Annotated in this window: 20 protein-coding genes; 10 read left to right on the top strand and 10 right to left on the bottom strand. The window is 71.3% G+C overall.

All coding sequences use genetic code 11. The features are described from left to right. Positions 1–39 precede the first annotated feature (39 nt). The 3 genes from ACFYW8_RS01095 to ACFYW8_RS01085 all read right to left on the bottom strand — a co-directional run bounded on the left by ACFYW8_RS01095 (position 40) and on the right by ACFYW8_RS01085 (position 4,697). Positions 40–2,469 (bottom strand): GH92 family glycosyl hydrolase, encoded by a 2,430-nt coding sequence (locus ACFYW8_RS01095; RefSeq protein ID WP_389065458.1) that lies wholly within the window; start codon positions 2,467–2,469, stop codon positions 40–42. A gap of 244 nt (positions 2,470–2,713) precedes the next feature. Then, complete coding sequence (locus tag ACFYW8_RS01090; protein WP_389065453.1) at positions 2,714–3,865, bottom strand: FAD-dependent oxidoreductase; 1,152 nt, start codon at positions 3,863–3,865, stop codon at positions 2,714–2,716. Positions 3,866–3,962: 97 nt separating this feature from the next. Further along, positions 3,963–4,697, bottom strand: a complete 735-nt coding sequence (locus ACFYW8_RS01085; protein ID WP_389065448.1) for a TetR/AcrR family transcriptional regulator — start codon at positions 4,695–4,697, stop codon at positions 3,963–3,965. Between the two features lie 262 nt (positions 4,698–4,959). Here ACFYW8_RS01085 and ACFYW8_RS01080 point away from each other — a divergent pair, with 262 nt between their 5' ends. Next, positions 4,960–5,538: a DUF2238 domain-containing protein gene (locus ACFYW8_RS01080; RefSeq protein WP_365873803.1), complete on the top strand. Its 579-nt coding sequence runs from the start codon at positions 4,960–4,962 to the stop codon at positions 5,536–5,538. A 266-nt stretch (positions 5,539–5,804) separates the two neighbouring features. Here the strand turns inward: ACFYW8_RS01080 and ACFYW8_RS01075 are convergent, their stop codons facing one another. Together ACFYW8_RS01075 and ACFYW8_RS01070 are read right to left on the bottom strand one after the other, a co-directional pair. After that, a complete protein-coding gene (locus ACFYW8_RS01075) occupies positions 5,805–6,788 on the bottom strand; it encodes an aldo/keto reductase (RefSeq protein WP_389065443.1) in 984 nt (327 codons plus the stop codon). 64 nt (positions 6,789–6,852) lie between these two features. Beyond that, a complete protein-coding gene (locus ACFYW8_RS01070; protein ID WP_389065438.1) occupies positions 6,853–7,806 on the bottom strand; it encodes a DUF389 domain-containing protein in 954 nt (317 codons plus the stop codon). Positions 7,807–8,023: 217 nt separating this feature from the next. On the opposite strand from ACFYW8_RS01070, the gene ACFYW8_RS01065 reads away from it, so the two are divergent. Then, a complete protein-coding gene (locus ACFYW8_RS01065; protein WP_389066571.1) occupies positions 8,024–9,847 on the top strand; it encodes a glycoside hydrolase family 15 protein in 1,824 nt (607 codons plus the stop codon). Positions 9,848–9,906: 59 nt separating this feature from the next. Here the strand turns inward: ACFYW8_RS01065 and ACFYW8_RS01060 are convergent, their stop codons facing one another. The 3 genes from ACFYW8_RS01060 to ACFYW8_RS01050 form a co-directional block, all read right to left on the bottom strand. After that, positions 9,907–10,341: a hypothetical protein gene (locus ACFYW8_RS01060; RefSeq protein ID WP_365872198.1), complete on the bottom strand. Its 435-nt coding sequence runs from the start codon at positions 10,339–10,341 to the stop codon at positions 9,907–9,909. A 171-nt stretch (positions 10,342–10,512) separates the two neighbouring features. Further along, the gene (locus tag ACFYW8_RS01055; protein WP_389065432.1) at positions 10,513–12,291 is read right to left on the bottom strand and encodes a cation:proton antiporter; all 1,779 of its coding nucleotides are present in this window, start codon (positions 12,289–12,291) and stop codon (positions 10,513–10,515) included. A 31-nt stretch (positions 12,292–12,322) separates the two neighbouring features. After that, complete coding sequence (locus tag ACFYW8_RS01050) at positions 12,323–13,117, bottom strand: SDR family oxidoreductase (RefSeq protein WP_389066567.1); 795 nt, start codon at positions 13,115–13,117, stop codon at positions 12,323–12,325. A 522-nt stretch (positions 13,118–13,639) separates the two neighbouring features. Between ACFYW8_RS01050 and ACFYW8_RS01045 the strand changes: the two genes are divergently transcribed. The 3 genes from ACFYW8_RS01045 (at position 13,640) to ACFYW8_RS01035 (ending at position 18,444) form a co-directional block, all read left to right on the top strand. Continuing rightward, on the top strand, positions 13,640–14,191 hold the full coding sequence (locus ACFYW8_RS01045) for a gluconokinase (RefSeq protein WP_389065428.1): 552 nt from the start codon (positions 13,640–13,642) through the stop codon (positions 14,189–14,191). Positions 14,192–14,851: 660 nt separating this feature from the next. Continuing rightward, on the top strand, positions 14,852–17,113 hold the full coding sequence (locus ACFYW8_RS01040; protein ID WP_389065424.1) for an RICIN domain-containing protein: 2,262 nt from the start codon (positions 14,852–14,854) through the stop codon (positions 17,111–17,113). Positions 17,114–17,142: 29 nt separating this feature from the next. Further along, positions 17,143–18,444: a ThuA domain-containing protein gene (locus tag ACFYW8_RS01035; RefSeq protein ID WP_389065420.1), complete on the top strand. Its 1,302-nt coding sequence runs from the start codon at positions 17,143–17,145 to the stop codon at positions 18,442–18,444. Between the two features lie 174 nt (positions 18,445–18,618). Here ACFYW8_RS01035 and ACFYW8_RS01030 read toward each other — a convergent pair whose 3' ends face one another. Both ACFYW8_RS01030 and ACFYW8_RS01025 read right to left on the bottom strand, forming a co-directional pair. Beyond that, the gene (locus ACFYW8_RS01030) at positions 18,619–19,455 is read right to left on the bottom strand and encodes a DUF1206 domain-containing protein (protein WP_365872188.1); all 837 of its coding nucleotides are present in this window, start codon (positions 19,453–19,455) and stop codon (positions 18,619–18,621) included. Further along, positions 19,452–19,850, bottom strand: coding sequence for a hypothetical protein (locus tag ACFYW8_RS01025; protein WP_365872186.1), 399 nt, complete (start codon positions 19,848–19,850; stop codon positions 19,452–19,454). Before ACFYW8_RS01025 ends, ACFYW8_RS01030 begins: the two co-directional genes overlap by 4 nt. 192 nt (positions 19,851–20,042) lie before the next feature. Here ACFYW8_RS01025 and ACFYW8_RS01020 point away from each other — a divergent pair, with 192 nt between their 5' ends. The 5 genes from ACFYW8_RS01020 (at position 20,043) to ACFYW8_RS01000 (ending at position 24,800) form a co-directional block, all read left to right on the top strand. Beyond that, the gene (locus ACFYW8_RS01020; RefSeq protein ID WP_365872184.1) at positions 20,043–20,966 is read left to right on the top strand and encodes a MurR/RpiR family transcriptional regulator; all 924 of its coding nucleotides are present in this window, start codon (positions 20,043–20,045) and stop codon (positions 20,964–20,966) included. A 424-nt stretch (positions 20,967–21,390) separates the two neighbouring features. Continuing rightward, positions 21,391–21,774 carry a hypothetical protein gene (locus ACFYW8_RS01015; protein WP_365872182.1) on the top strand — a complete coding sequence of 128 codons (384 nt, stop codon included), beginning with the start codon at positions 21,391–21,393 and terminating at the stop codon, positions 21,772–21,774. Between the two features lie 47 nt (positions 21,775–21,821). After that, the gene (locus tag ACFYW8_RS01010; protein WP_389065405.1) at positions 21,822–22,727 is read left to right on the top strand and encodes an MBL fold metallo-hydrolase; all 906 of its coding nucleotides are present in this window, start codon (positions 21,822–21,824) and stop codon (positions 22,725–22,727) included. Positions 22,728–22,846: 119 nt separating this feature from the next. Continuing rightward, positions 22,847–23,206 carry a YkvA family protein gene (locus ACFYW8_RS01005; protein WP_365872178.1) on the top strand — a complete coding sequence of 120 codons (360 nt, stop codon included), beginning with the start codon at positions 22,847–22,849 and terminating at the stop codon, positions 23,204–23,206. A gap of 82 nt (positions 23,207–23,288) precedes the next feature. After that, positions 23,289–24,800, top strand: a complete 1,512-nt coding sequence (locus ACFYW8_RS01000; protein ID WP_389065397.1) for a CAP domain-containing protein — start codon at positions 23,289–23,291, stop codon at positions 24,798–24,800. Positions 24,801–24,952 lie beyond the last annotated feature (152 nt).

Here is a 24,952-nt window from a genome sequence, read left to right as displayed (position 1 = left end):
GGGCCGCGCGGGAACGGGTGTTCCCGCGCGGCCGCGCGGTCACTGCGGCAGGTCCTCGGGGGCGGTGGCCCACTCGGTGTCCGGCTGCTCACCGAGCCGGAATCTCACCGTGCCGCCCCCGGTCGTGAGACCGGCGCCGGTCCAGGAACGTTGTGCGGGGCGCCCGTCGACCCGTACGGCGTCGATGTAGAGGTGCGTGGCATCCGCGTCGGGCGCGCTGACGACGATGCTCTTGCCGCCCGGCCGCAGCACCACCGCACGCGGGAAGACCGGGGCGCCCAGGAGCATCGTCGCGCTGCCCGGGGTCTGCGGGTACAGGCCGAGCGCGGAGAAGACGTACCAGGCGGACATGGTCCCGAGGTCGTCGTTGCCCGGCAGGCCCGAGGGGCCGGTGCCGTAGACGGTGTCGAGGATCTGCCGGACGGTCGCCTGGGTCTTCCAGGGCTGTCCGAGCCCGTTGTAGAGCCAGGGCGCGTGGATCCCGGGCTCATTGGTGGGGTCGTAGCGCAGGGCGTCCCCGCCCCGCACGGACCAGGAGCCGTCGGCCTTGTGGAAGAAGCCGTCCAGCCGGGCCGCGGCCGTGTCCCGGCCGCCCATGGCGGCGGCCAGACCCTGGACGTCCTGCGGGACCATCCAGGTGTACGTGGCGCTGGTGCCCTGCGCGAAGCCGAGGTCGCTGCCGGGGCTGAACGGCGTCACCCAGGACCCGTCGAGCTTGCGGGCCCGGATGTAGCCGGCGCCGGCCGTGGCGGCGGGGTCGAAGACATTGCGCCAGTAGGCGCCTCGCTCGGCGAAGACGGCCGCTTCCTGGTCGCGGCCGAGCAGCCGCGCCCACTTGGCGAGCGCCGAGTCGGCGACCGCGTCCTCCAGTGTCTCGGCGGCGCCGCCCCAGCAGTGGCACACGTCCTGCGCCGCGTAGTGCGACGTCAGATACTGTGCCAGGTTGGGCCGTTGGCCCACGCACTGGCCGGGGCAGCCGGCGTCCAGCAGTCCTTCGGGGCGCGGCACGGTGGCCTGCCGTACGAGCGAGTCGAACGCTCCCTCGTAGTCGAAGTTGCGCACGCCCATCGCGTAGAGGGTGGCCACGGTCGCCGCCGAGGGGTCGCCCGTCATGACGTGGGTGGCGCCGCTGATGTGCACCCAGCGGTCCCAGACCCCGTCGTTCTGCTGCGCGAAGTTGTAGAGGGACTGGGCGAAGTCGCCCGCGACCCGTGGCCTCAGCAGGGCGAGGAGCTGTATCTGGGCGCGGTACTGGTCCCAGCCCGAGAAGTTGCTGTACTGCGCGCGCTGGCCGCGGGCGAGACGGTGCACGGCGCCGTCCATGCCGTAGTAGCGGCCGTCGGCGTCGCTGATCAGGTTCGGCTGCATGAGCGCGTGGTAGAGCGCGGTGTAGAACGTGGTGCGCCGGTCGGTGGTGCCGCCGTCGACCCGGACGGTGCTCAGCTCGCGGTTCCAGATACGGGCGCCCTTGTCGGCCACGTCCGCGACGCTCGCGTCCGGGGCGATCTCCCGGCGCAGGTTGGCCTCGGCGCCGCCGAGACTGACGTACGAGATGCCGATCCGCATGTGGACATCGTTGTCAGCACTCGTGTCGAAGCCGACGTACCCGCCGGAGCCGCGGCCCGCGCGGGCCGCGCCGGTGGCGTAGCCCTCCCCGCCCGAGGCGGTGGTGGACCCTGCGGACAGGGTGCCGTCCTTCCAGGTGCCCACGGAGGAGAAATCCCGGTCGAACGACGCGCTGAAGTACAGCCGGTAATAGCTCTTGCGGTTGTTCGTGCCGCCGTTCGCGCGGCGCCCGCAGAACGCGCCGGTCAGCACCGAGCCGGTCACCCTGCGGTGCGCGGTGTCGATGTCGACCTGCGCGTCCTCGCTGCCGTTGAGGGAGTTGGAGACCCGGAAGAGCAGGTTGGCGGGGCGGTCGGCGGGGAAGGTGAAGTCGGCGACGCCCGCCCGCCTGCTCACCGCGAGGTCGGCCGACGCGCCCGAGGCGAGGCCGAGCGAGTAGCGCCCGGGTACGGCCTTCTCGGCGGTGTGCGAGAAGTCGGCCGCGTACACCGCGTCCTTGGTGTCGGCCGAGGGCGAGGACGTGACGTCACCGACGTACGGCATGATCGGGATGTCGCCCGCGGCACCGGGGTTGCATCCGGCGCCGTTGACATGGGTGAGGCTCAGACCGCGGATGCGGGTGACGGCGTACTGGTAGCCGTTGGCGGCCCCGGTGCCGGTCTGGTCGCCGGTCGTGCTGGTCGGGGACCAGCCGATCATCCCCTGCGGGAGCGTGGCTCCCGGGTAGGTGGTGCCGTTGTTCGCCGATCCGATCAGCGGGTCCACCACGGACACCGGCCGCTCCACGGCGGGGACGCCCGCGTCGGCGGGGAGCGGGGTCGCCAGGGCGAGGGCGGTGGTCACGAGCACGGCGGCGGACCTGCTGCCGAACCGTCTTGCTGTGCGCGGCCATGAGGGGCGCATGGGAGGTGTCACCTTCCGACGGGCAGGGTGCGAGGACGGGTCGGACCGGGGATGCCCGGCGACTGCCCAGGACCCGGCCCGGGCGCGAGGATAGAGGGCGCCCGGGAGTGCCGGAAGTGACCTGCGCGTCCGGAGGGTGACGGCGTGGTGAAGGGTGGGCCCACCCGGTGGTGAAGGGGGTCGCGGTTTTCGCCGACGAGAACCCGAATTCACTGACCGATCGTCATAAATACTGCTCTGTACGTCAGTTGGCATCACCTCGGTACTGGTTCATCAGGTCGACCAGGGTCTGCGGGGCGTCCGGGCTGAAGCAGATCGAGAGGTTCGCGGCGGACTCGGTGGCCGCGTTCTCGGAGCGCGGGAAGAGCGCCTCCTCGTAGACCGTGAGGGCCTTCTCGGTGTCGCCGGGTTGGGCGACCAGGGCGGCGGCGAGTTCGGCTCCGTCGAGCATCGCGAGGTTGGCACCCTCTCCGGCGAAGGGGGACATCACGTGCGCGGCGTCACCGAGCAGGGTGACGCCGGGGACGCGCTCCCAGCGCAGGCCGGGCGGCAGGGCGTGGATCGGCCGGGCGACGAGTTCGCCGTCCGCCTCCGTGATCAGTGAGCGCAGGCTCTCGTCCCAGCCGTCGAAGTGCTCCAGCAGGCTCCGCTTGGCCGCCGCGGTGTCGGTGAAGTCGACGGCGCCGGAGACCGCCCAGTCGGCGGGCGTGCGCAGGGCGGCGTAGACGTGCAGGGACCCGTCCGGGTCACGGTGGCCGAGCAGGCCCTTCTCCTCGGCGAGCGCGAACAGGATGCCGCCTCCCACGACGGCCGCGCCCTTCGGGTGACGGGTGTCGGCGTCGAACAGGTGCATCTCGACGAAGGAGATACCGGCGTAGACAGGGGTGGCGTCCGTGACCAGCGGCCGCACCTTCGACCAGGCGCCGTCCGCGCCGATCAACAGGTCGGCGGTGAAGGCGCGCCCGTCGGCGAGGGTCACCTCGTGACGGCCGTCCTCGGCCGTTCGTGTGCCGGTGACCTTGGCGCCCCAGCGGACAGCGCCCTCGGGCAGCGAGCCGAGCAGGATGTCGCGCAGGGCGGCCCTGGAGACCTCCGGGCGTGATTCGTTCTCGCCCGCGTCCTCCATCCGGACGGTGGCGTGCTTGTCGAGGACGCGCATGGCCTCGCCACCGGCGTGGATGGCCGCGCGGAACTCGTCGTACAGCCCCGCGGCGCGCAGCGCGGCCTGGCCGGACTCCTCGTGCATGTCGAGCATGCCGCCCTGCGGGCGGGCGGTGGGCGAGGCGTCCAGGTCGTAGACGGCGGCTTCTATGCCGTTCAGGTGCAGGACGCGGGCGAGCGTGAGGCCGCCGAGACCGGCGCCGATCACGGCGATGGGGTGGTGGGTACTCGTCATGACTGGTTCTCCTTGTACGGGATGCACGGGAGGTACGGGGCTGACCGTCGCCTCTCGGTGACGGTGCGTGGTGCTGACGGCAGCGCGCCGGGGAGGCTCACGGCGTGTCGGGTGGGGTGGCCCCGGCCGGAGCCTCGGGTGTGTCCGGCCGGGGTGTGAGCAGGACGCCGTTGATGAGGACGTGGAAGCCCCAGTTCAGACGTGCCACGCCAGGCCCGGAGAGCAGGTCCGCGCCCAACGCGGCGATGTGCGGGTGGCGCTCGTGAGAGGCACCGCGCACCGCCGCGGCGAGGGCCGCCCACTCACCCTCGGTGTCGGCCGGACCCTTCTCCCCCGCGGCGTGCTCCGCCGCGGTGGCGGTGGCGAACTGAAGCAGCAGGTCTATCGCCCATGCCGCCTGCCCACCGGGGACACCGCCCTCGTCGAGCAAGGACAGCAGCGCCTCGGCCAGGTCCAGGTAGCGCTCGCCGGACGGGCGGGCCACCAGGGCCGAGCGGGCGAGCCCGGGGTGCTCGAACAGGACGGCCGTGTACGAGGTGAGGACCTTCACGAGCCGGTCGCGCCAGTCGCCGTCGGCGCGGGCCGGGCCCAGGTCGACGCCGCCGAGCAGGTCGTCGAGCACCGCCGCGTGCAGTTCGGCGGTGTTGCGCACGTAGACGTAGAGCGAGGCCGGTCCGGTGTCGAGCTCCTGCGCCAGGCGGCGCATGGTGACGCGCGTCAGGCCTTCGGCACGCATCAGCGCGACGGCGGTCCGGATGATGCCGTCCCTGGTCAGGGCCGGCTTCGCCGGGCGTTCGCGGCGGCTGGGGCGGGGGGCGGGTTGTCCTGTCACCCCTTCAAGATAACGAACACGTTCGTTGCGAACAAGTACGTTGCGAACATGTTCGTCAAAATGTGCGGAGGGTGGCATGAGTACCCGTACTCATGCCACCCTCCCCGGCGCTCCATCACCATGGGGCGACCCGGACGAAGGAACGAAGGAGCCCGCCATGCCCAGATCGGTCCTCGCCACGGCCGGCCCGCGCCCGGCCTCCCCGGAGCCCACCCCGCACCGGACACTCCCGGCCGTGCTCCTCGCGGTGGTGATCGCCGGTATGGCGGTCTCCGCATGGCATCCGCACGACGGGACGACCTGGCTGCTGGAGACCGTATGGGTGATCGTCGGACTGCCGCTGGTGGTGATCAGCCGGCGGCGGTTCCCGATGACCACTCTGCTGTACTGCCTCCTCGCGGCGCACGCGCTGGTGCTCGCGGTGGGCGGCCACTACACCTACGCGCAGGTGCCGCTCGGCGACTGGGTGCGCGACACGTTCGGGCTCGACCGCAATCCGTACGACCGGTTCGGGCACCTCATGCAGGGCTTCGTACCGGCCGTCCTGGTGCGGGAGCTGCTCAGCCGGACGTCACCGCTGCGCGGCAGCAGGTGGCTGGCGCCGCTGACCGTGTGCGCCTGCCTCGCCTTCAGTGCCCTCTTCGAGATGTTCGAGTGGGCGGCCGCCGTGATCGGCGGCCACGGCGCGGACGCCTTCCTGGCGACGCAGGGCGATGTGTGGGACACCCAGTGGGACATGTTCTGCGCCCTGATCGGCGCGACCGTCTCCGTCCTGGCGCTGAGCCGCGTGCACGACCGGCAACTCGGCGCAATGCCGGGGGCGGGTGCCGCCGGGGACTGACCCGCCCCGGCGGCACCGGGCTTCCGGGCCGGCCTGTCCCGGCGATACGGTCCGCCGAACAGCCGACGCGTCCTGCGGCACCGGGAGGCCGGTGCCGCAGGACGCGTCGGCGGCGGCGCCGGCCCGCAAGAGACGGCATGCCCGGCGGCACGGACCGCCGGGGAGAGCTGCCCCGTCCCGGCGGCACGGCGTCCAAGGGACGGCTTGTCACGGCGGCGCGGACCGTCGGAGCCCGGCGCGTCCCGCCGCCGGGTCCCGCGGCGGCGCTACCAGCGGCTCTCCACCTGCTCCTTGATCCGCCGCTCGTACAGCTCGTCGATGGCGTCCAGCGTCGTGCGCGACAGCTCGGGCAGCTTCGCGGCCTCCGCGTTGGCGCGGGCCTGTTCCGGCGAGCGGGCTCCCGGGATCACCGTCGTGACGCCGGGCCGCCCGGCGATCCACCGCAGCGCCAACTGGGCCGGGGTGTACCCCTCGGGGGCGAGGGCGGAGAACTCGGCCGCCGCCTCCACGCCCGTCACGAAGTCGACTCCGGAGAAGGTCTCGCCCTGGTCGAAGGCCTCGCCGTGGCGGTTGTACGTGCGGTGGTCGTCGGCGGCGAAGACGGTGTCCTTGGTGTACTTGCCGGAGAGCAGCCCGGAGGCCAGCGGGACCCGCGCGATGATGCCGACGCCCGCCTCCCGGGCCGCGGGCAGGACCCGCCGCAGGGGCTTCATGCGGAAGGGGTTGAGGATGATCTGGACGCTCGCGACGTTCGGGCGGGCGATGGCGGCGAGCGCCTCGTCGCACGTCTCGACGCTCACGCCGTACGCCGCGATCCGCTCCTCCTCGACCAGGGTGTCGAGGGCGTCGAACACCGCGTCGCTGGAGTACACGGCGGTCGGCGGGCAGTGCAGCTGCACCAGGTCGAGGCGGTCGACTCCGAGGTTGCGGCGGGAACGGTCGTTCCAGGCGCGGAAGTTGTCGAGGACGTAGTTCTCCGGGATCTGGTCGACGCGGCGGCCCATCTTGGTGGCGACCATGACGTGCAGGTCCGGCCGGCCGCTCAGGAAGGCCGCGATGGTCTCCTCGCTCCGCCCGTCGCCGTACACGTCGGCGGTGTCGAAGAAGGTCACCCCCGCCTCCGCCGCCGTCTCCAGCACGGCCAGGGCGTCCTTCTCACTCACGTCGCCCCAGTCGGCCCCCAGTTGCCAGGTGCCGAGACCGATGACCGAAGCCTGCTGACCCGACCTGTCGAATACGCGCTCGTCCATGGCGTCAGTCTGACACTTCCCGCCTGCCGGACAGGACGCCCCGCCCCGCGCGTCCGCGCGCCGGTCACCCGTCGGCGGCTCGCAGGCCACGCCGGCCGACCCGGCGCCAGATGGCCCGCTGCCCCCGGAGCGTGAGTGTGCCCACCACGATCAGCACGAAGACGTTGATGAGGAGCTGGATGAACGCTCCGCGCGCCTCGGTCCAGCTTCCGAAAGCGGCGGACACGCTGAAGTCGGCGGCCGCGGGGATGGTGGTGACCGAGATGAAGACACCCAGCAGAGCGCTCGTCCTGGCCTCGGTCAAGGAGACGATGCCCACGATTCCGGCCAGCGTGGCGACCGCGACCGAGAAGAAGTCGGGTGTGTCGATCAGATGGGAGACGGGACGCACGCCCAGGTCGAACTCCCTGGACTCCAGACCGAACGCGCGGATCAACAGGCCGAACAGGAACGTGGCCACGATGGCCAGCGCGAACCCGGCCGTCAAGGCGGTCAGCCCCTTGCGGACGCGCGGCCGCGAGTGCTGGTCGATACCCAGGGCGACGCTGACGATGGCGCCGTACTCGGGCCCGACGACCATGGCCGCGACGATGAGGATCTGGGAGTTGGTGACGATGCCGACCGCGCCGATGAGTCCGGCGACCACGAGGTAGAGGTAGAAGCTCGGCGCGTAGGTGCCCTGGGCACGGATACGGGCCTCCACCTCTTCCCACACCGGCGCCCGGGAGAGCGCCCCCAGCCGATCGGCACCGGCCTGCGCGGCGCGTCCGGAGAACGCCATGTCGACGGGTTCGATGACGATGGAGCCCACCTGGTCGAGGCGCAGCTCCCGCAGAGCGCGCAGCACGCCGTTCGCCCCTCCGGTCAGCACATCGCAGGCGAGGGCGTCACCGTCCGGGTTCCGCGCGATGCCGGGCTGCACCACGAGGTTCAGAACGCTGGGGTCGGCCGCGAGGAACGCGACCGCGGCGTCGGTCAGCCCGGCGGGACTCACCATGCGCACATGGATCATGTCCATGCGGTCACCTCCCAGACCCGGGCGCGCCTGGTCGGCACACCGGCGCGCGCCTCCTCGACGTCGAGCGGTCCACTCAGGTGATCCCGGCCGCCCCGCGTCCGGCGATCCAGCCGCGTCCGGCGACCCGTCGCGCGCGTGATCAGCCCCTCCTCGGGGACGAACAAGCGCACATGTCCACCATGTCGGATAGTGAAGAGGCCTGGATCCTCGAGATTGGATCGCCGTGGACCGCTATCCGCCGATCGCCGATCATGGTCTGGTGGGCGATCTCCAGTCCTCCGCTCTGGTCTCCGCCAAGGGCGTCGTGGACTGGTTCGCCGCACCGCGCTTCGACTCGCCCAGCATCTTCGCCGCGCTGCTCGACCACGACGGCGGTGGCTACTTCCGGCTGGCGCCCTCCCTTCCGGAAGGCGTCTGGAAGCAGCTCTACTACCCGGACACGGCGGTGCTGGTGACCCGGTTCATGTCCCCGGACGGGGTGGGCGAGGTCCTCGACTGGATGCCACCGGACCGCACCCGGACCGCGTCCGCCCGGCACCGGCTCGTCCGCGCCGTACGGACGGTGCGGGGAACGATGCGGTTCGCCCTGGAGTGCCGACCGCGCTTCGACTACGGGCGGGCCGGTCACGACCTGGCCCTCGGTCCCGACGGCGCCGTCTTCCGCGGGCCGGGAATCACCGCGTTCCTGCAGAGCACCTTCCCTCTGGAGCGGGACGGACAGGACGTCCGCAGCTCCGTCACCCTGAGCGCCGGCGAGACGGCCACGGCCGTGTTCACCGTGGACGCGCCGGACGCCACGGCACCGCCGCCGCCCACCGTGCCGGGGACCGAAGAGAACCTGGCGGAGACCATCGAGTTCTGGCAGAGCTGGGTGCGGACCTCCCGGTACCGGGGCCGCTGGCCCGACATGGTGCACCGCTCCGCCATCACCCTCAAGCTCCTGACCTACGCGCCCACCGGCGCCCCGGTCGCGGCGGCCACCATGGGCCTGCCGGAACAGGTCGGCGGCGAACGCAACTGGGACTACCGCTACACCTGGGTGCGGGACGGTTCCCTGTCGCTGCGCGCCCTGCTCGACCTCGGGTTCGCCGAAGAGGCGACGGCCTTCACCCACTGGCTGCGCGAACGGCTGATGGAGCGCCTGGACCGGGAAGGCGAAGCGCTCCAGATCATGTACCGGGTGGACGGCACGCCCCTGCTGGGCGAGGAGATCCTGGACCACTTCGAGGGCTACCGCGGCTCCTCCCCCGTACGGGTCGGCAACGCCGCCGCGGACCAGCTCCAGCTCGACATCTACGGCGAGGCCCTCTACGGCCTGTCGGAGGGCCGGGAGATCGGCATCCAGGCCGACTACGCCGGCTGGAAGGCCGTCGCCCGCACGCTGGACTGGCTCGCCGACAACTGGGACCGCCCCGACGAGGGCATCTGGGAGACCCGCGGCGGGCGCAAGGACTTCACGTACAGCCGCGTGATGTGCTGGGCCGCGTTCAACCGCGGTCTGCGCCTGGCCCACGAATGGAGCCGGCCGGCGAACACCGCGCTGTGGACCCGGGCGCGCGACGCCGTCCTGGAGCAGGTGATGGAGCGCGCCTGGAGCGACAAGGAACGGGCGTACGTCCAGTACTACGACGGCGACGTGCTGGACGCCTCGCTGCTGCTCGCTCCCCGGGTCGGCTTCCTGGGCGCGAAGGACCCGACCTGGCTGTCGACCCTCGACGCGATGAGCCGGACGCTGGTCTCCGACAGCCTCGTCTACCGTTACGACCCCGCCGCCTCCCCGGACGGCCTGCGCGGCTCGGAGGGCACCTTCAGCCTGTGCACCTTCCTGTACGTCGACGCCCTGGCCCGCTCCGGCAGGCTGGCCGAGGCGCGCTACACGTTCGAGAAGATGCATACGTACTCCAACCACGTCGGCCTCTTCGCGGAGGAGGTGGGCCCGACCGGCGAGCAACTGGGCAACTTCCCCCAGGCGTTCACCCATCTGTCGCTGATCATGGCGGCCACGACACTCGACGAGGCACTCGACCGGCCGCGCGGCTGAGGCGCTCGGGCCGCGTCCGGCCGAAGCCGCCGGGGAGGACACGGCTCGTCCGGATCCGGCTACACCCGGACCCCGTGCACATGCTTCGGCTCGACCAGCAGGCCGTAGATGACCAGCAGGGACACGAGCATCGTGAACACCGACCAGAAGGGGTAGACCGGAAGGAAGATCATCTGCGCGACCAGGGCGAACGCGGCCAGGCAGATGCCCGTCAGACGCGCCCCCCTGGAGCCCACGAACACACCGAGACTCGCCAGCGCCATCACCATGCCGAGGACGACGAAGATCCAGCCCCAGGCCGTGTAGTTGAGGATGAGCAGTCGGTTGCCCTGGGAGTACGCGGTCGAGTAGTAGCCGTGGTTGAAGATCGCCACGAAACCGTTGAGAAGGTTGAACAGGGCGCTGACCATCAGCAGGATCCCGGCGAAGGCCACCCAGTGCGAACGCTCCATCGGCGGCACGAGGTCGTCTGGCTCAGAGGCTTGTTGCTGCATGCGATCCATGAGATCCAACCGGCGGCCACGCCGCAATTCGTGCTGGCCCGTTGGTGTTCGGACCCCACCGGGCCGATGGCCGGCACGGGCCGCCGTCGGTCCCGGTGATCGGTCCCCGCCCCCGGACTCGTCGTCGGCCCGCACCGTCGGGCTGCGCTGTCGGTCCCGTCGTCAGTCCGCCCGCACCACGCCGGGCACCCGCACCGGACCGAGCAGGATCGCGGTGTCGTGGGCCTCCGGCCGCGGGGTGCTGGTCTCGGTGACCGGGTCCAGCCGCCCGTCCGGCCGTACGAGGAACAGCAGCGCGTGTCCGGCCGGGATGCCCCGTTCGACGGGGCGCAAGGTGATCCGGGCGCCGTCCTCGTAGCGCCGGGCCAGTTCCGGTCTGTTCAGCCCGGCCCCGAACAGGGTGTCGCCGCTCGTGTACGGGGCGACGACGCCGTGACTCAGACCGGGCGGCCCCAGCCGGTGGACGAACCCGTCGACCGTGCCGCGCAGGGTCTCCGACGCCAGCGCGTTGAAGTCGTCCTCCTCGGTGAGCAGCAGAACTCCGGTGATCCCTTCGAGTTCCGCTCCCTCGCCGGTGGCCGCGGCGAGCAGCTCACCCGGCGCCAGGCTCACTCCGGCGGCCCGGATACGGTCACGCTGCTCTTCCCGTCCGGCCCACATGAGCACGTCGAGGCCCGCGGAGCGAAGTGCGCGTCCCAGGTCGACCGCCCGGGGGTCGCCGCCCACGAGCAGCGGGCGGGCCCTCGCCGGGCGCAGCGCGCCCAGCCGCCGGGCGACGGGGTGTGCGCTCAGGCCGTACAGCGTCACCGTGGTGACGATCACCAGGAAGGTGGCGGGCAGGATCTTCTGGGCGCCGCCGACGTGATCGGAGACCAGAGCGGCGGAGAAGGTCGAGGCGGTGGACGCGGCGACGATTCCGCGGGGTGCCATCCATCCGATGAACGCTCTCTCGCCGCGGAGCAGGTCCGTTCCTGCGGTGGACAGGAACGCGACCAGTGGCCTGACGACCAGGACCAGGGCGGCGACGAGACCGAGCGTGGGCAGGATGACGTGCCGCAGGGACGCCGGGGTGACCGTGGCCGGGATGGAGATGAACAGCAGCCCGATGATCAGCGATACCAGGGTCTCCAGAAAGGGGCGGCGCGCCGGGAGCGACACACCCGGCAGATTGGCGAGGGCGATCCCCATGACGACGGCGGCGATGAGTCCGGTGTCGTCCCGGATGGCGTCGCAGAGGGCCGCCACGCCCACCGCGGCGGCGAGCTGTGCCGTCGTGCCCAGTACCTCGCCCAGGTGCAGACGGCTGAGAAGGAGCCACAGCACTGCGGCCCCGACCGCGCCCCCGATCAGCCCGACGGCCGAACTCACCGCGAAATGACCGATTTTGCCGAGCAGGTCACTGCTGCCGCTCGCGACGACTGCGTGGAAGACGAGTGCCCCGAGAATGCCTCCGACCGGGTCGATCAACGACCCCTCCCAGATCAGGATGCGCTGCAACCGCTCGGTCGGACGCACGAAGTGGAGCAGCGGTCCGACCACGGTGGGCCCCGAGACGACGAGGATCACGCCGAGCATGACCGCCGAACTCTTCGACATGCCGAGCAGTGGTACGGCGAGAACGGCGGTGGCCGCCCAGGTGATCAGGACACCGATCCAGATGAGCCGCGCCACGACACGCCGCATGTGGCCGTGCAGCCTGCTCACGTTCAGGCCGAGCCCGGCTTCGTAGAGGATCACCGCCACGGCGAGCGACACCATCGGGGAGAAGGCGTCCCCGAGCAGTTCGTCGGGGTTGACGATGTCGGTCAGCGCGCCCGCGGTGAAACCGACCGGCAGCAGGACGAGCAGGGCGGGGATCCGCAGCCGGCTCGCCAGCAGCTGGGAGCCGACTGCCAGGACGACGATCAGTCCGAGGCCTTCGAGAATCTGGTTCTCCGTCACGGCTGTCTCCCCGCCGGTGTCCGGCCGGCGCTCAGCCGCCGGTGGCGAAGCCGGGGAAGAGGGTCATCCCGCCGTCGACGAACAGGGTCGTGCCGACCACGTAGTCCATGAGGTCGGAGGCCAGGACCGTCACCGCGTCGGCGATGTCCTCGGGCTCACCCACCCGCCGGTAGGGGATCAGCCGCAGGAGATCCTGCTCGGCCTCGGGGGTGTCCCAGGCGCTGCGGTTGATCGGGGTCTTGATGGCGCCCGGCGCAACCGCGTTGACCCGGACCCCGTGCGGGCCGAGCTCCTGGGCCAGCGTCTGCATGAGCATCAGGACACCGCCCTTGGACGCGGCGTAGTTCAGGTGACCGGACCACGGGATGATCTGGTGCACGGAACTCATGCAGACGATCTTTCCGGCCGAGCGGGAGACCTCGGGCACGACTCCGCGCCGCAGGAACTCCTTGCTCGCCTCCCGGGCGCAGAGGAACTGGCCGGTGAGGTTCACGTCGATGACCTTGTGCCACTGCGCGAGGGTCATCTCCGTCACCGGCGCGTCCCGTTGCAGACCGGCGTTGGCCACCAGGATGTCGATCGTGCCGAACTCCTCCAGCATGCGCGCGAACATCCCGACGACCTGAGCCTCGTCGGACACGTCCGCCTCGTGTGCGAAAGCCCGTACGCCGAAGGCCTGGATCTGCCGGACCACGTCCTCGGCGGCCTCCTGTCCGGCGACGTAGTTGACGACGACGTCGGCACCCGCCCGGCCCAGCGCGATCGCCGTCGCCAGTCCGATGCCCGAGTTCGCCCCGGTCACCAGGGCCTTCTGGCCCCGCAGCAACGGCAGCCCCGCGAGCTGCCCACCGGTGTCCACGTCTGAGGTCACTGCCGTCTCCCATTCGTCGGTGCGCCATGTACGGGGACCCGGGCCCGCTGTCGCTCCGCCGGCCCGACTCGCGCGTGCCCGCTCGGTGCGAGGCCGGTGTCCTTGGGCCGCGGGGAGATCTCGCCCGCCGCGATCACGTCGACCGCGGGTCCGGCGGCCCCGCACCGAGGCAATCACTACCGCCGGGAGTCGGCGAGGGCGGACCCGTCCCGCTCGGCCGTTGGAAGTAGTCGGGTCCCTCCGGCGGAGCAACCGCCCGGTCCGGTCACCCCGCGGGGGGAGAGAGAACCGCGTGACGACAGTGCCCGCTCGGCACGGAGTCCACCGCGCGGAACAGCACCGGCCTCCGTCCGCGGCGCGCCCATCCGGGTGCATTCCGCCGGACCACGTCGCCGCACGGGCCCGGCGTCCCGGCCCTCCCCCCAGGATTCCGGCGAGGGCACCCACGTCCTGCCGGTTCGATCCAGGAGGAGCCGCATGCCATCACCCGGGGCCGCACCGACGATCGTGGTCGTGATGGGCGTCTCCGCGTCCGGGAAGAGCACGTTCGGGAAGAAGCTCGCCCAGCGTCTCAACGTGCCCTTCGTGGAGGGCGACGACTTCCACCCGCCGCGGAACATCGCCAGGATGAGCGCCGGACGCCCGCTGGACGACGCCGACCGCGAACCGTGGCTGCACACGCTCGCGAACTGGATCCGTGACGCGACCCGGTCCCGGCGGAGCGCGGTCGTCTCCTGCTCGGCCCTCAAGCTCACCTACCGGGAGCTGCTGCGTGCGGCCGGGCCCGGCGTGTGGTTCGTACACCTGGACCTGGAACGGGACGTCGCTCGTCGGCGCATCACGCACCGCACGGGCCACTTCATGTCCGAGGAACTGCTCGAATCCCAGTACGACGCCCTCCAGCCGCTGCTCGACGTCGAAGCGGGGCTGACCGTCGACGCCACGAGCGACACCGAGACGACCTTGGACCGGGTGCAGACCGCGCTTGCCGCGTTCGAGTCCGAACTCCGGGGCACGACCACCGACTAGCGGCATAGAAAAACCATGGGCCGAAGGTCAGGGGCCGAAGGTCAGAGGCCAGGAGCCACAGAACACCAGCCTCAGAACGCGCACGGCGCCCCGGAAGTGCTCCGGGGCGCTGTTCCGCGGCAGCCGCTTCCCTTGCCGCAGGACACGAACCGGCGGTGCCGGTCGGCGCGGTGGCCGGTGGATTCCCGCGTCTCTCCAAAACAGGAGCCACCGACCCGGAACCAGAGTGCCCTGAGATGCGGGTGAGGTGGGTGTGCTTGGCCGCCCCGTCACCACCTTGTAAGAAACCCCACACCCGGCACGCCGTTCCGGAACCCGCTTTCGACCCGGATTCAAGAGGTGAACCACCACCCCACCGGGACGAGGGACGTACGACGTCGCGATCCCGTCCCGGTCGCGCGGCCGGTCGGCGACGCCGCACGCGGACGACGGACCCCAACCGCGACGCACCGATGAACATCCTTATCATGAAGTCGAGTTGACGGTCGGTCAGGTGTCTGGATGTTCAACTCCCGGCAATGGCGGCCGATTTCAAAGGGTTCCTTGTTTCACATCTTGACGTCTTTGGTGCAGACCTTTAGGTTCACCGATCACCACGACTCCATGAATGCATTCACTGTTCACGGACATGAACCCCCCACCAGTTCAGGAGTGTCCCCCATGTCCAGATCCCCCATGTCCAGATTCCCCCTGCCCGGATCCGGAAGAGAGTCCGGACGCCACCGAACGGCCAGGCTGCTGACGGTGACCGCGCTCGTGGCGACGACGGTGTCGGGCCTGACCGTCGCCTCGCAGAACGCCGCCGCCCAGAACGACACGGTCGCGCAGGCCGCCGCCGTGCCGACCGGCTGGGCCACCGTCGTCAACGCGGGCAACGGCAAGTGCGTCGACGCCCGCGCCGCCGCAACGGCGAACGGCACGGCGGTCCAGCAGTACGCCTGCAACAGCAGCCAGGCCCAGCAGTGGCAGTTCGCCGCCACGTCGAGCGGGTACTCCCAGGTCGACAACCGGGCCGACGCCACCAAGGCCTGGGACATCACCGACGTCTCGACCGCGGACAGCGCGCTGGTGCAGCTGTGGGCGTACGGCGGCGGCACCAACCAGCAGTGGCAGGCCGTGGCTGAGGCCGGCGGCGCCTACCACTTCGTGAACCGCAACAGCGGCAAGTGCCTCGACGTGCCGAGCGCCTCCACCGCCGACAGCGTCCAGCTCCAGCAGTACACCTGCAACGGCACGGCGGCCCAGTCCTTCTATGTCAACGCGGTGGACGGCCAACAGCCGCCGGGGACACCGGACCTCGGCCCGAACGTGACCGTCTTCGACCCGTCGACCCCGGCCGCGACCATCCAGAGCAGCCTCGACTCGGCGTTCTCCCAGCAGGAGACCAACCAGTTCGGCACCGCCCGCAAGGCATTCCTCTTCAAGCCCGGCACCTACAGCGCCAACGCGAACGTCGGCTTCTACACCCAGGTCGCGGGTCTCGGCCTGTCCCCCGACGACGTGAACATACAGGGCTCGGTGCACGCCGAGGCGGACTGGTTCCAGGGCAACGCGACCCAGAACTTCTGGCGTTCGGCGGAGAACCTGTCGGTGACCCCCACGTCCGGATCGGACCGCTGGGCGGTGTCGCAGGCGGCGCCGTACCGTCGGATGCATCTGCGCGGCAACCTCGCGCTGGACGACGGCGGCTGGTCCAGCGGCGGCTACATGGCCGACACGAAGATCGACGGCCAGGTCAACTCCGGTTCGCAGCAGCAGTGGCTGTCGCGCAACACCGAGTGGTCGAACTGGACCGGCTCCAACTGGAACATGGTGTTCGTCGGCGCGAGGAACGCTCCGGCGAACAGTTTCCCGAGCCCGCCGTACACGACGGTGGACCAGACGCCGGTCTCCCGTGAGAAGCCCTTCCTGTACGTGGACACGGCGGGCGCCTGGAAGGTGTTCGTTCCGTCCGTCCGCACCAACTCCAACGGGACCAGCTGGAGTTCGGGTACTCCCGCGGGTACGTCGCTGCCGCTCTCGGACTTCTTCATCGTGAAGCCGGGCGCGACGGCCGCGCAGCTGAACGACGCGCTGGCCCAGGGCAAGAACCTGCTGGTGACGCCCGGCGTCTACCACCTCGACCAGACACTCAAGGTCACCAGGGCCGACACCGTGGTGCTGGGCCTCGGTCTCGCCACGCTCGTCCCCGACAACGGCGTCACCGCGATGACGGTCGCCGACGTGAACGGCGTCCAGCTCGCCGGGCTGCTGATCGACGCGGGCACCACCAACTCCGCGCAGCTGCTGGAGATGGGGCCGAGCGGCTCCTCCGCCGACCACAGCGCGGACCCGAGCTCCCTGCACGACGTGTTCTTCCGTATCGGCGGCGCGGGCGTCGGTAAGGCCACCACCAGCCTGACCGTCAACAGCGACGACGTCATCGGCGACCACCTGTGGCTGTGGCGCGCGGACCACGGCAGCGGGGTCGGCTGGACCAGCAACACGGCCGACACCGGGCTCGTCGTGAACGGCGACGACGTGACCATGTACGGGCTGTTCGTCGAGCACTACCAGAAGTACCAGACGATCTGGAACGGCAACGGCGGCCGCACGTACTTCTACCAGAACGAGATGCCGTACGACCCGCCCAACCAGGCGGCGTGGATGAACGGTTCGACGCAGGGCTACGCCGCCTACAAGGTCGCCGCCTCCGTGACGAGCCATCAGGTGTACGGCTTCGGCAGCTACTGCTACTTCAACGTCAACTCCGCGGTCGCCGCCGAGCACGCCATCGAGGCGCCCAACAACGCGAACGTGCGCTTCAAAGACATGGTGACCGTCTCGCTGGGCGGCACGGGCACCATCCGGCACGTCGTCAACGACCGGGGCGGTCCGTCGAACTCCTCGACCAATGTCGCCGACCTCGTCAGCTACCCCTGATCCCTGACACGTACGGGAAGGAGAGTCGGATGCGCATCAGCGAATCCGGTCCGGCGCGCGGAGTCCTGAGGGTCCTCGTCCTGCTGGCGACACTGCTCGGCCTCGCGGCTCCACCCGCCGCGCACGCCACCACCGCGGCGACCACGGCGGCCCCGTTCAAGGTGCTCGCCCTCTACAACGGCACCTGGGACGCCGCCCACATCAGCTTCGTCCACGAGGCCAACGACTGGTTCCCGAAGCAGGCCGCGGCGAACGGCTTCACCTACACGGCCAGCAACAACTGGGACCTCCTCAGCAACGGAGGCGTGAACGCGTACCAGGTCGTCCTGTTCCTCGACGACCTGCCGCAGACCGCGGCCCAACGCGCCGGTTTCGAGCAGTACATGCGCGGGGGCGGCGGCTGGCTGGGCTTCCATGTCTCCGCCTTCACCACCGACGCGCAGAGCTGGCCGTGGTATCACAACCAGTTCCTCGGCAGCGGCGACTTCAAGTCCAACACCTGGGGGCCGACCACGGCCGTCCTGAAGGTGGAGGACCGGACGCATCCCGCCACCGTGAACCTGCCGGCGACCTTCACCTCGTCGGTCAGCGAGTGGTACAGCTGGTCCAACGACCTGCGGCAGAACCCGGACATCAGGATTCTCGCCTCGATCGACCCCAGCAGTTTTCCGCTCGGCACGGACCCCAACCAGTCCTGGTACAGCGGCTACTACCCGATTCTGTGGACCAACTCGAAGTACCGGATGCTGTACGCGAACTTCGGCCACAACGCGATGGACTACGCGACGAACACCACGCTGTCGTCGACGTTCGCCAGCGCGACGCAGAACCGGTTCCTGCTGGACGGGCTCAAGTGGCTCGGCGGGGCGGACACATCGCCGCCACCGGCGGATCCGATCTCCGAGACCACCTGGTATTCACTGGCCAACTCCGGCAACGGCACCTGTGTGGACGCCCGTTCGGCCGGCACCGCGAACGGGACCGCGATCCAGCAGTACGCGTGCAACGGCACGCAGGCGCAGCAGTTCCAGTTCCGCTCGACGGACAGCGGCTACACGCGGATCACGCTCCGTCCGGATCCGCAGCAGGTCGTCGACGTCACCGACCGCTCGACGGCCGACAACGCGCCGTTGCAGCTGTGGAGTTGGTCGAGCGGCCAGAACCAGCAGTGGCAGCCGGTCAAGGAGGGTACCGGGCGCTATCACTTCATCGCCCGGCACAGCGGCAAGTGCCTGAGCGCCGCGGGTTCCGCGGTGAACAGCGTGCAGCTCACCCAGCGCGGCTGTGACGGTTCGGCCGCGCAGAGCTTCGCACTCAGCGCGCAGCCCTGACCGGTCCCTGCACGCATGGGTGCCCCCGTCGCGAGCGTGCGTCGGGGGCACCCGTGCGTCGTAGGTCAGGCGCGGAACGACCGGGCCGGACCGGTGCCGTCAAGTCGTCGTTTCCCGATGCCGGGCGACAGTGCCCGCGAGCAGGGCCGCGAGAAGGCCGGGCCCCTCGGGGCGTCACACCCTCCGCCACCGCGCCATCGCGAACGAGAACAGCCCGAACAGGACCAGCCCGGCGGCGACGCAGGCCAGCAGCCACGGGCCGACCGGGGTTCCGGCGAAGGACCGCAGCGTGCCGTCCATCCCCTTGGCCTGGTCGGGCCGGTAGTCCACGGCGGCCCGGATCGCGAAGGCCCCCGCCGCGGCGAACACCACGCCACGCGCGGCCCCGCCGCCCACGCCCGCCGTGTCGACCGCCCTGCGGACCCGACGCGACATCTCGCCGAGTTTCAGGTGCTTGTGGTACTTGCGCAGCACGGCCCGGACGGCGATCCAGACGCCCGCGACGACCAGCCCCGCGCCGGCGACGCCTACGATCCACTGGCCACCCGGCATGCCGAGCGCCTTGGCCGTGACATCGCGGGACTGCCGGTCGCCCGCACCGCTGCCGCGCGAACCGGCGGCGAAGGCCAGCACGGAGTAGGCGACGAACCCGTAGAACACGCAGCGCCCGGCCGACATCAGGCGCTTGCCGGCCGCGCCGCCGTCCTGTCCGGCGGCACCGAACACCGCCTCGGACAGCCGCCACAGCGCCATACCGACGAGCCCGGCGCCGAGGACCCACAGCAGGGCCGCCCCGAACGGCTTCGAGGCGATCTCCTCCAGGGCGCCGCCCCGGTCCGCCTGGCGCCCGCCGCCCTCGCCGAAGGCGATGCGCAGGGCCAGCACGCCGACCAGGGCGTAGATCACCCCTCGCGCCGTCAGTCCCGCGCGGGCCGCCCCTGCCCGCGCGGAGCCGGTCGCCGCGCGGCGACCGGCTGTCTCCGCGCCGCGCGCGGCCGTCCCGGCGTTCACACGGACCGCGTCTCGTGCGCCGTACTCGAATCCAGCCGCAGCTTCATCTGAACCTCCTGGTCACCGGCCTCCGTGCCCAGCTCGTGCACGGTGAATGCGGCACCGAGTGCCTCCCGCAGACGCAGCGTCGCGAGGGGACCACCCTGTGCCTCCACTGTCGGCTGCCCCGAAAGCTCCACGACAGGCCCGGCACCGCCTCGGAGATCACCGGCCGTGTCGAACAGCGCGGTCCACACCGTCGGTCGGCCGCTCGCGGACTCGTGGGGCTCGTCCGCGCTCTCCCGGTCCGCGGTGAAGTGGCCGGACAGGACGGCGAGCACACTCTTGGCATCGGCCGCGGAACAGTCGCCGAGCATCACGTGGACCGTTGACGCGGGCAGTTGTTGCACGCTCATGAAAACCCTCTCCCTCGCGTCGGCGAAACAGGCACGCGCGCCCGCGCACGAGCACGTCGTGATGCCCCTGCGGGTACCCCGCGATCCCGCGCGAAACGAGGAACGCACACATTGCTTGCGCCAATACCGGCCCAGGTCAGAAAGGTCGGTGAGCTATGTTGAGTTCTCGTGGGACATGAAGGAGGCGCACAGGTGCCATCGCCGCAGCAGGCACGCGCCCAGGCATCCGCGATCACCTCGGGAAAGACGGCTCCCGAGGCGGGCGCCGCACCCACGTCCCAGCTCAGGGAACTGTTCGACGGCCCCCGGCTCTCGCCGGGCCAGCGGCGCATCGCCCAGTACCTGATCGAGCACATCACCGAGGCGGCGTTCCTGTCGATCACCGACCTCGCCGAGCGGGTCGGCGTGAGCCAGCCCTCCGTGACCCGCTTCGCGGCGGCGGTGGGGTTCAGCGGTTACCCCGCGCTGCGGGAGAACCTCCAGGCCATCGCGCTCAGCACCCTCGGCAGCACTCCGGGGACCCCGGCCGAGGTCACCAGCAACGAACTCCAGGCCGCGGTGGACGCCGAGATCGAGAACCTGGAGAACCTGCGGCGGGACTTCGCCGATCCCGACCAGATCATCCGCGTCGGCCGGGCCCTGTCGAAGTCGGCGCCGCTGACGGTTCTCGGCCTGCGGATCTCCGTCTCGCTGGCCGAGTACTTCGCGTACGCAGCCCGCCGTATCCACCCGGACGTGCGGGTGGTGACGCGCGGCGGCTCGGTCGCGTACGACGCCCTGCTCCAGTCACGCGCGGCGGGCGGCACCTGGGTCCTGGCCTTCGGCATGCCCAGGCACGCCCAGGAGACGCTCACCGCCCTTCGGGTCGCGCACAGCGCGGGCCTCCAGGTGGCACTGATCACCGACCTGGGGCTCGGCCCGCTGGCCGACGAGGCCGACGTCACCTTCGCCACCGGCACGGGCTCCCGCCTCGTCTTCGACTCCTACGCGGCGCCCGTGGTGCTCTCGGCGGCGCTGCTCCAGGCCATGACCGACGCGGATCCGGAGCGCACGCAGGCGCGCCTGGAGGAGTACGAGGCGGTCGCCGAGCAGCACCAGTTCTTCCTGCGGGACTGACCCGGGCACCACGCCGGGGACGGGTCGCGCGACCGCGCGGGCCGCCCTGCCGCACGAACCCGCCTCACCGCGCGGGCCGCGTCACGGCACGAGCCGCCTCACCGCGCATGCCCCCTCGCGACACCCCCGCCGCCCCCTCTCCCGTACCGGCTGTCACCACGGCATCACGGGATCATTCACATCAAAGCACGCATGAATGTTTTCATGCCCTTGCGCATCCGGCGGCATATATAAATACTTCTTTCGGATCGTGACCCGGAGGCCTCCGGGTCACGACCCATGAGCGCCCGGAGCCGTCCGCTCCTACCCGCATCGGGGTCCGGGTGTTCGAGCGGGTCTCGCCTGCGAGACCCGTGGTGGCGGCCCCGGTCATCCCCTATGCCGGGGCCGCCCCAGAGTCCCCCGCCGACGTAACCCGGAAGCGATGAACATGGCCCTGACGTATTCACCGATCACCTCGGACTGGCCGTGCCAGGTCAAGACCCCCGGCAGCTTCGACTGGGAGCGATCGGCGGTGAAATGGCTGCGCGAGCTGGTGCCGAGCCGCTACGCGAGCTACCCCGTCCTGCACAAGCACCCCGTGCTGCTCGCCCGCCACGCGCACCTCCAGGTGCAGCAGGAGATACGGGTCGCCCGCACGGCACTGCAGACCGCGCGCTCCGAGCTGCCCGGCCTCGGCCTGGCGGAGGGGGTCATCGAGCACACCATCAAGCTGTACGCCGCCGAGCTCATGCAGCTCCAGCACATCGCCCGGAGCATCCGTACGGTGTCCCAGGCACTGGTGGACCACGCCCACCCGCGAAACTGAGGTCCCGGGCCCTGCCGGCCCGGCAGGACCGAGCCCGAGGAGACAACGTGGACACTGCTGGGCAGCAGACCGACGGCGCCCGTGGAAGTGACGATTCCGCTTCTGCCGCACCTCTCGACGTGCGGTGGATCCACGGCTCGCCCTCGGCCAAGCACAACACGGATCCGGACATCCAGGTCCACGCCTACGACGAGCACACGGTGATCCTTCGCCAGAACATGGCGATCGACTACGAAGCGCCCTTCATGTTCCTGCTCTTCGGGACGGCGCGGGCCTTGCTGATCGACACGGGCGCCACGGCCTCGGCCGACCACTTCCCGCTGCGTCGCGTCGTCGACGGGGTGATGAAGTCCTGGCTGGCCGGGCATCCCCGCGACGACGACTACGGGCTGCTGGTGCTGCACACCCACCCGCACGGCGACCACATCGCCGGGGACGGTCAGTTCACCGGCCGCCCCGGCACCGAGGTCGTGGACGCGGCGCTCGGCAGCGCCTGGGACTTCTTCGGGTTCCGGGACGATCCCGACGCCGTCGCCCGCGTCGATCTCGGCGGCCGGGTGCTGGAGTGTCTCGCCACGCCGGGGCACCACGAGGCCTCGGTGACGTTCTTCGACCCCTGGACCGGACTCCTGCTCACGGGCGACACGGTCTATCCGGGGCGCCTGTACGTCGAGGACTGGCCGGCCTTCACACGCACCGTCGACCGTCTGATCGACTTCTGCGGGCGGCGCCCCGTCACCCACGTGCTCGGCTGCCACATCGAGATGACCCGGGAACCGGGGCGGGACTACCCCGTGCGCACCACCTATCAGCCCGACGAGCCTCCGCTGCAGATGACCACGGACCAGCTCCTGGACATCCGCCGGGCCGTCGAGTCCATCGGCCCGAGACCCGGCCGCCACGTCTTCGACGACTTCGTCATCTGCCGCCGCGACACACCCGGCGAAGACTAGCCCGTACGCCCCCGCTGTCCCGGAAGCGAGCACGGACGGCCGTACCCGGGGCGGTAGCCTGGGCGCGAGCGGGCACACGGAAGGGAAGCACACCCCCGACGAGATCTCTGGACGGACACATGGATTCGACCTCATGGACCCTGGTCCTCGTCGTCGCCGCGGTCCTCGCGGCCGCCGCGCTCGCGGGGGCGCTGTTCCTCCTGTTCCGCCTCGTACGCACCCGCCGTGACCTGCGGCGGGCCGGACTGCCGACCGGACCCCGCTGGATCTTCTGGGGCGCCGTCGTCTATCTGGTGCTGCCGACCGACCTGCTCCCCGACCCGGTCTACCTCGACGACATCGGCGTCATGCTGCTCGCGCTGCGCTCGCTGCGCGCCGCGGCACCCCCCTTGTCATCGCTCCGGCCGCCCGCCACCCCCGGCGACCTCGACGCCGTGCCCGGCCCGCGGCCGGTCCCGCGCAGGTCGCGGGAACCCTAGGGCGCGCGTGGCCCGTTGAGCGGTCGACGGCCCGCGCCCCGTGGCGCGGCGGGCACGGATCACCACATCGACGGGCGACGGCATGAGCGAGCTGGTTCCCGGGGGCAACACGCCCCTGCCGGACGGGGTCCTGACCCTCAGGGTGCCGGGCCCCTTCGACGTGTCCGCGCTGATCACCGACGACGGCGGCAGGGTGCGCGGCGACGGCGACTTCGTGTTCTACAACCAGCCGGCCGCGCCCGGCGCCCGGCTCGACGGCGACCGGCTCACCATCGATCCGGCGCGGCTGAGGCCCGGAGCGGCCCGCGTCACCGTCGTCGTCAGCCCCGCCGACCCCGCGACTCCGCTGAGCCGGCTTCAGTCCCCCACGCTGCAGGTCACGGCAGCGGACGGCCGTGCCCTGGCCCGGTTCAGCCCGCCCCGGCCGGAGCGCGAGACGGTGCTGCTCCTCGCCGAGCTGTACCGGCGCGGCACGGCCTGGAAACTCCGTGCCCTCGGGCAGGGGTACGCGGACGGACTCGCGGGCGTCGCACGGGATTTCGGGGTCGATGTCACCGAGGACTCCACGCCGTCGAATGCGGCGGCGAGCGCGGCGCGGGGAGCGACACCGGGTGGCCGGCCCCTGACGGGGCGAGGCGCGGAGCCGGGGGCCGGGCGGATCACCGCACCCGGCGCCGGACAGACCTCCGCGCCCCGAGCCCGGCCGGTCTCCGCACCAGCGGCCGGGCAGACCTCCGCGCCGGGCGCCGGACACCTCGTGACCGCGAGAGGCGGACGGGTGAGAGGCGGACCCATGGGGACGCCGGACGGCGGCCCCGACCCCGACGGATTCCTGGGACCGGTGAACTCCGCACGCGCCGCCGCCGGTTCCCCGCCAGTGCGCCTCGACGCCAGGCTGACCGCCGCCGCACGGAGCCACGCCGGCGTCATGGCGGCCCGCGGCCTGCTCAGTTCGGAGAGCCCTGACGGCACCTCCGTCTACCAGCGCGTCATCGCGGCCGGTTACCCGTACCTGACGATCGGCGAGCACCTGGTCTCCGGTCCGCGCACCCCGCACGAGTTCGTCGAGTACTGCCTCACCTCCGAGGAGTCCAGGCGCACCCTGTGCGATCCCGCGTTCGACCAGGCAGGACTGGCGTACGTTCCCGACGCCCGCTCGGGCGACCTGTACTGGACGGCCGTGTGGGCGCGGCCGTTCAGTCCCGAGGGCCTGGACCGGACGGCGCGCGAGGTCATCGCGCTCACCAACACCGAGCGGACCTCGGCCGGTCTGCCGCCCCTCTCCGCCGACCCGAGGCTCACCACCGCGGCCCAGGCCCACAGCGCCGACATGGTGGCCCGCGACTTCTACGCGCACACCTCACCCGGCGGCGGCCGGCCCTGGGACCGGGCCGCGGCGGCGGGCTGCACCCACCGCTCCATCGGCGAGAACATCGCCTGCGGGCAACGCTCCCCCGCCGAGGTGGTCCGCGGCTGGATGGACAGTCCCGGCCATCGCGCCAACATCCTCAAGCGCGACTTCACCCACATAGGCATCGGCCTCGCCGGCGGCAGCCGGGCGGGCACGTACTGGACCCAGCTCTTCGGCGGCTGACCCCTCGTCAGCGCCGCGACCGCTGCCGGCCCCTGCGCACCGTCACTCACCGCTCGCGGGCCAAGTACCGGCAGGGCGCCGCCCGGGAGGACGCCTTTCCGCCAATTCACCGATTCCGCTTCACCGTTTCCGCTGCATCCCCGTGCAATGCA

Origin of the sequence: Streptomyces sp. NPDC002742 (assembly GCF_042888885.1) — a bacterium.
Classification (GTDB): Bacteria; Actinomycetota; Actinomycetes; order Streptomycetales; family Streptomycetaceae; genus Streptomyces.
The sequence above is the reverse complement of the archived record's forward strand: the minus strand, read 5'-3'. Positions and strand labels throughout refer to the sequence as shown.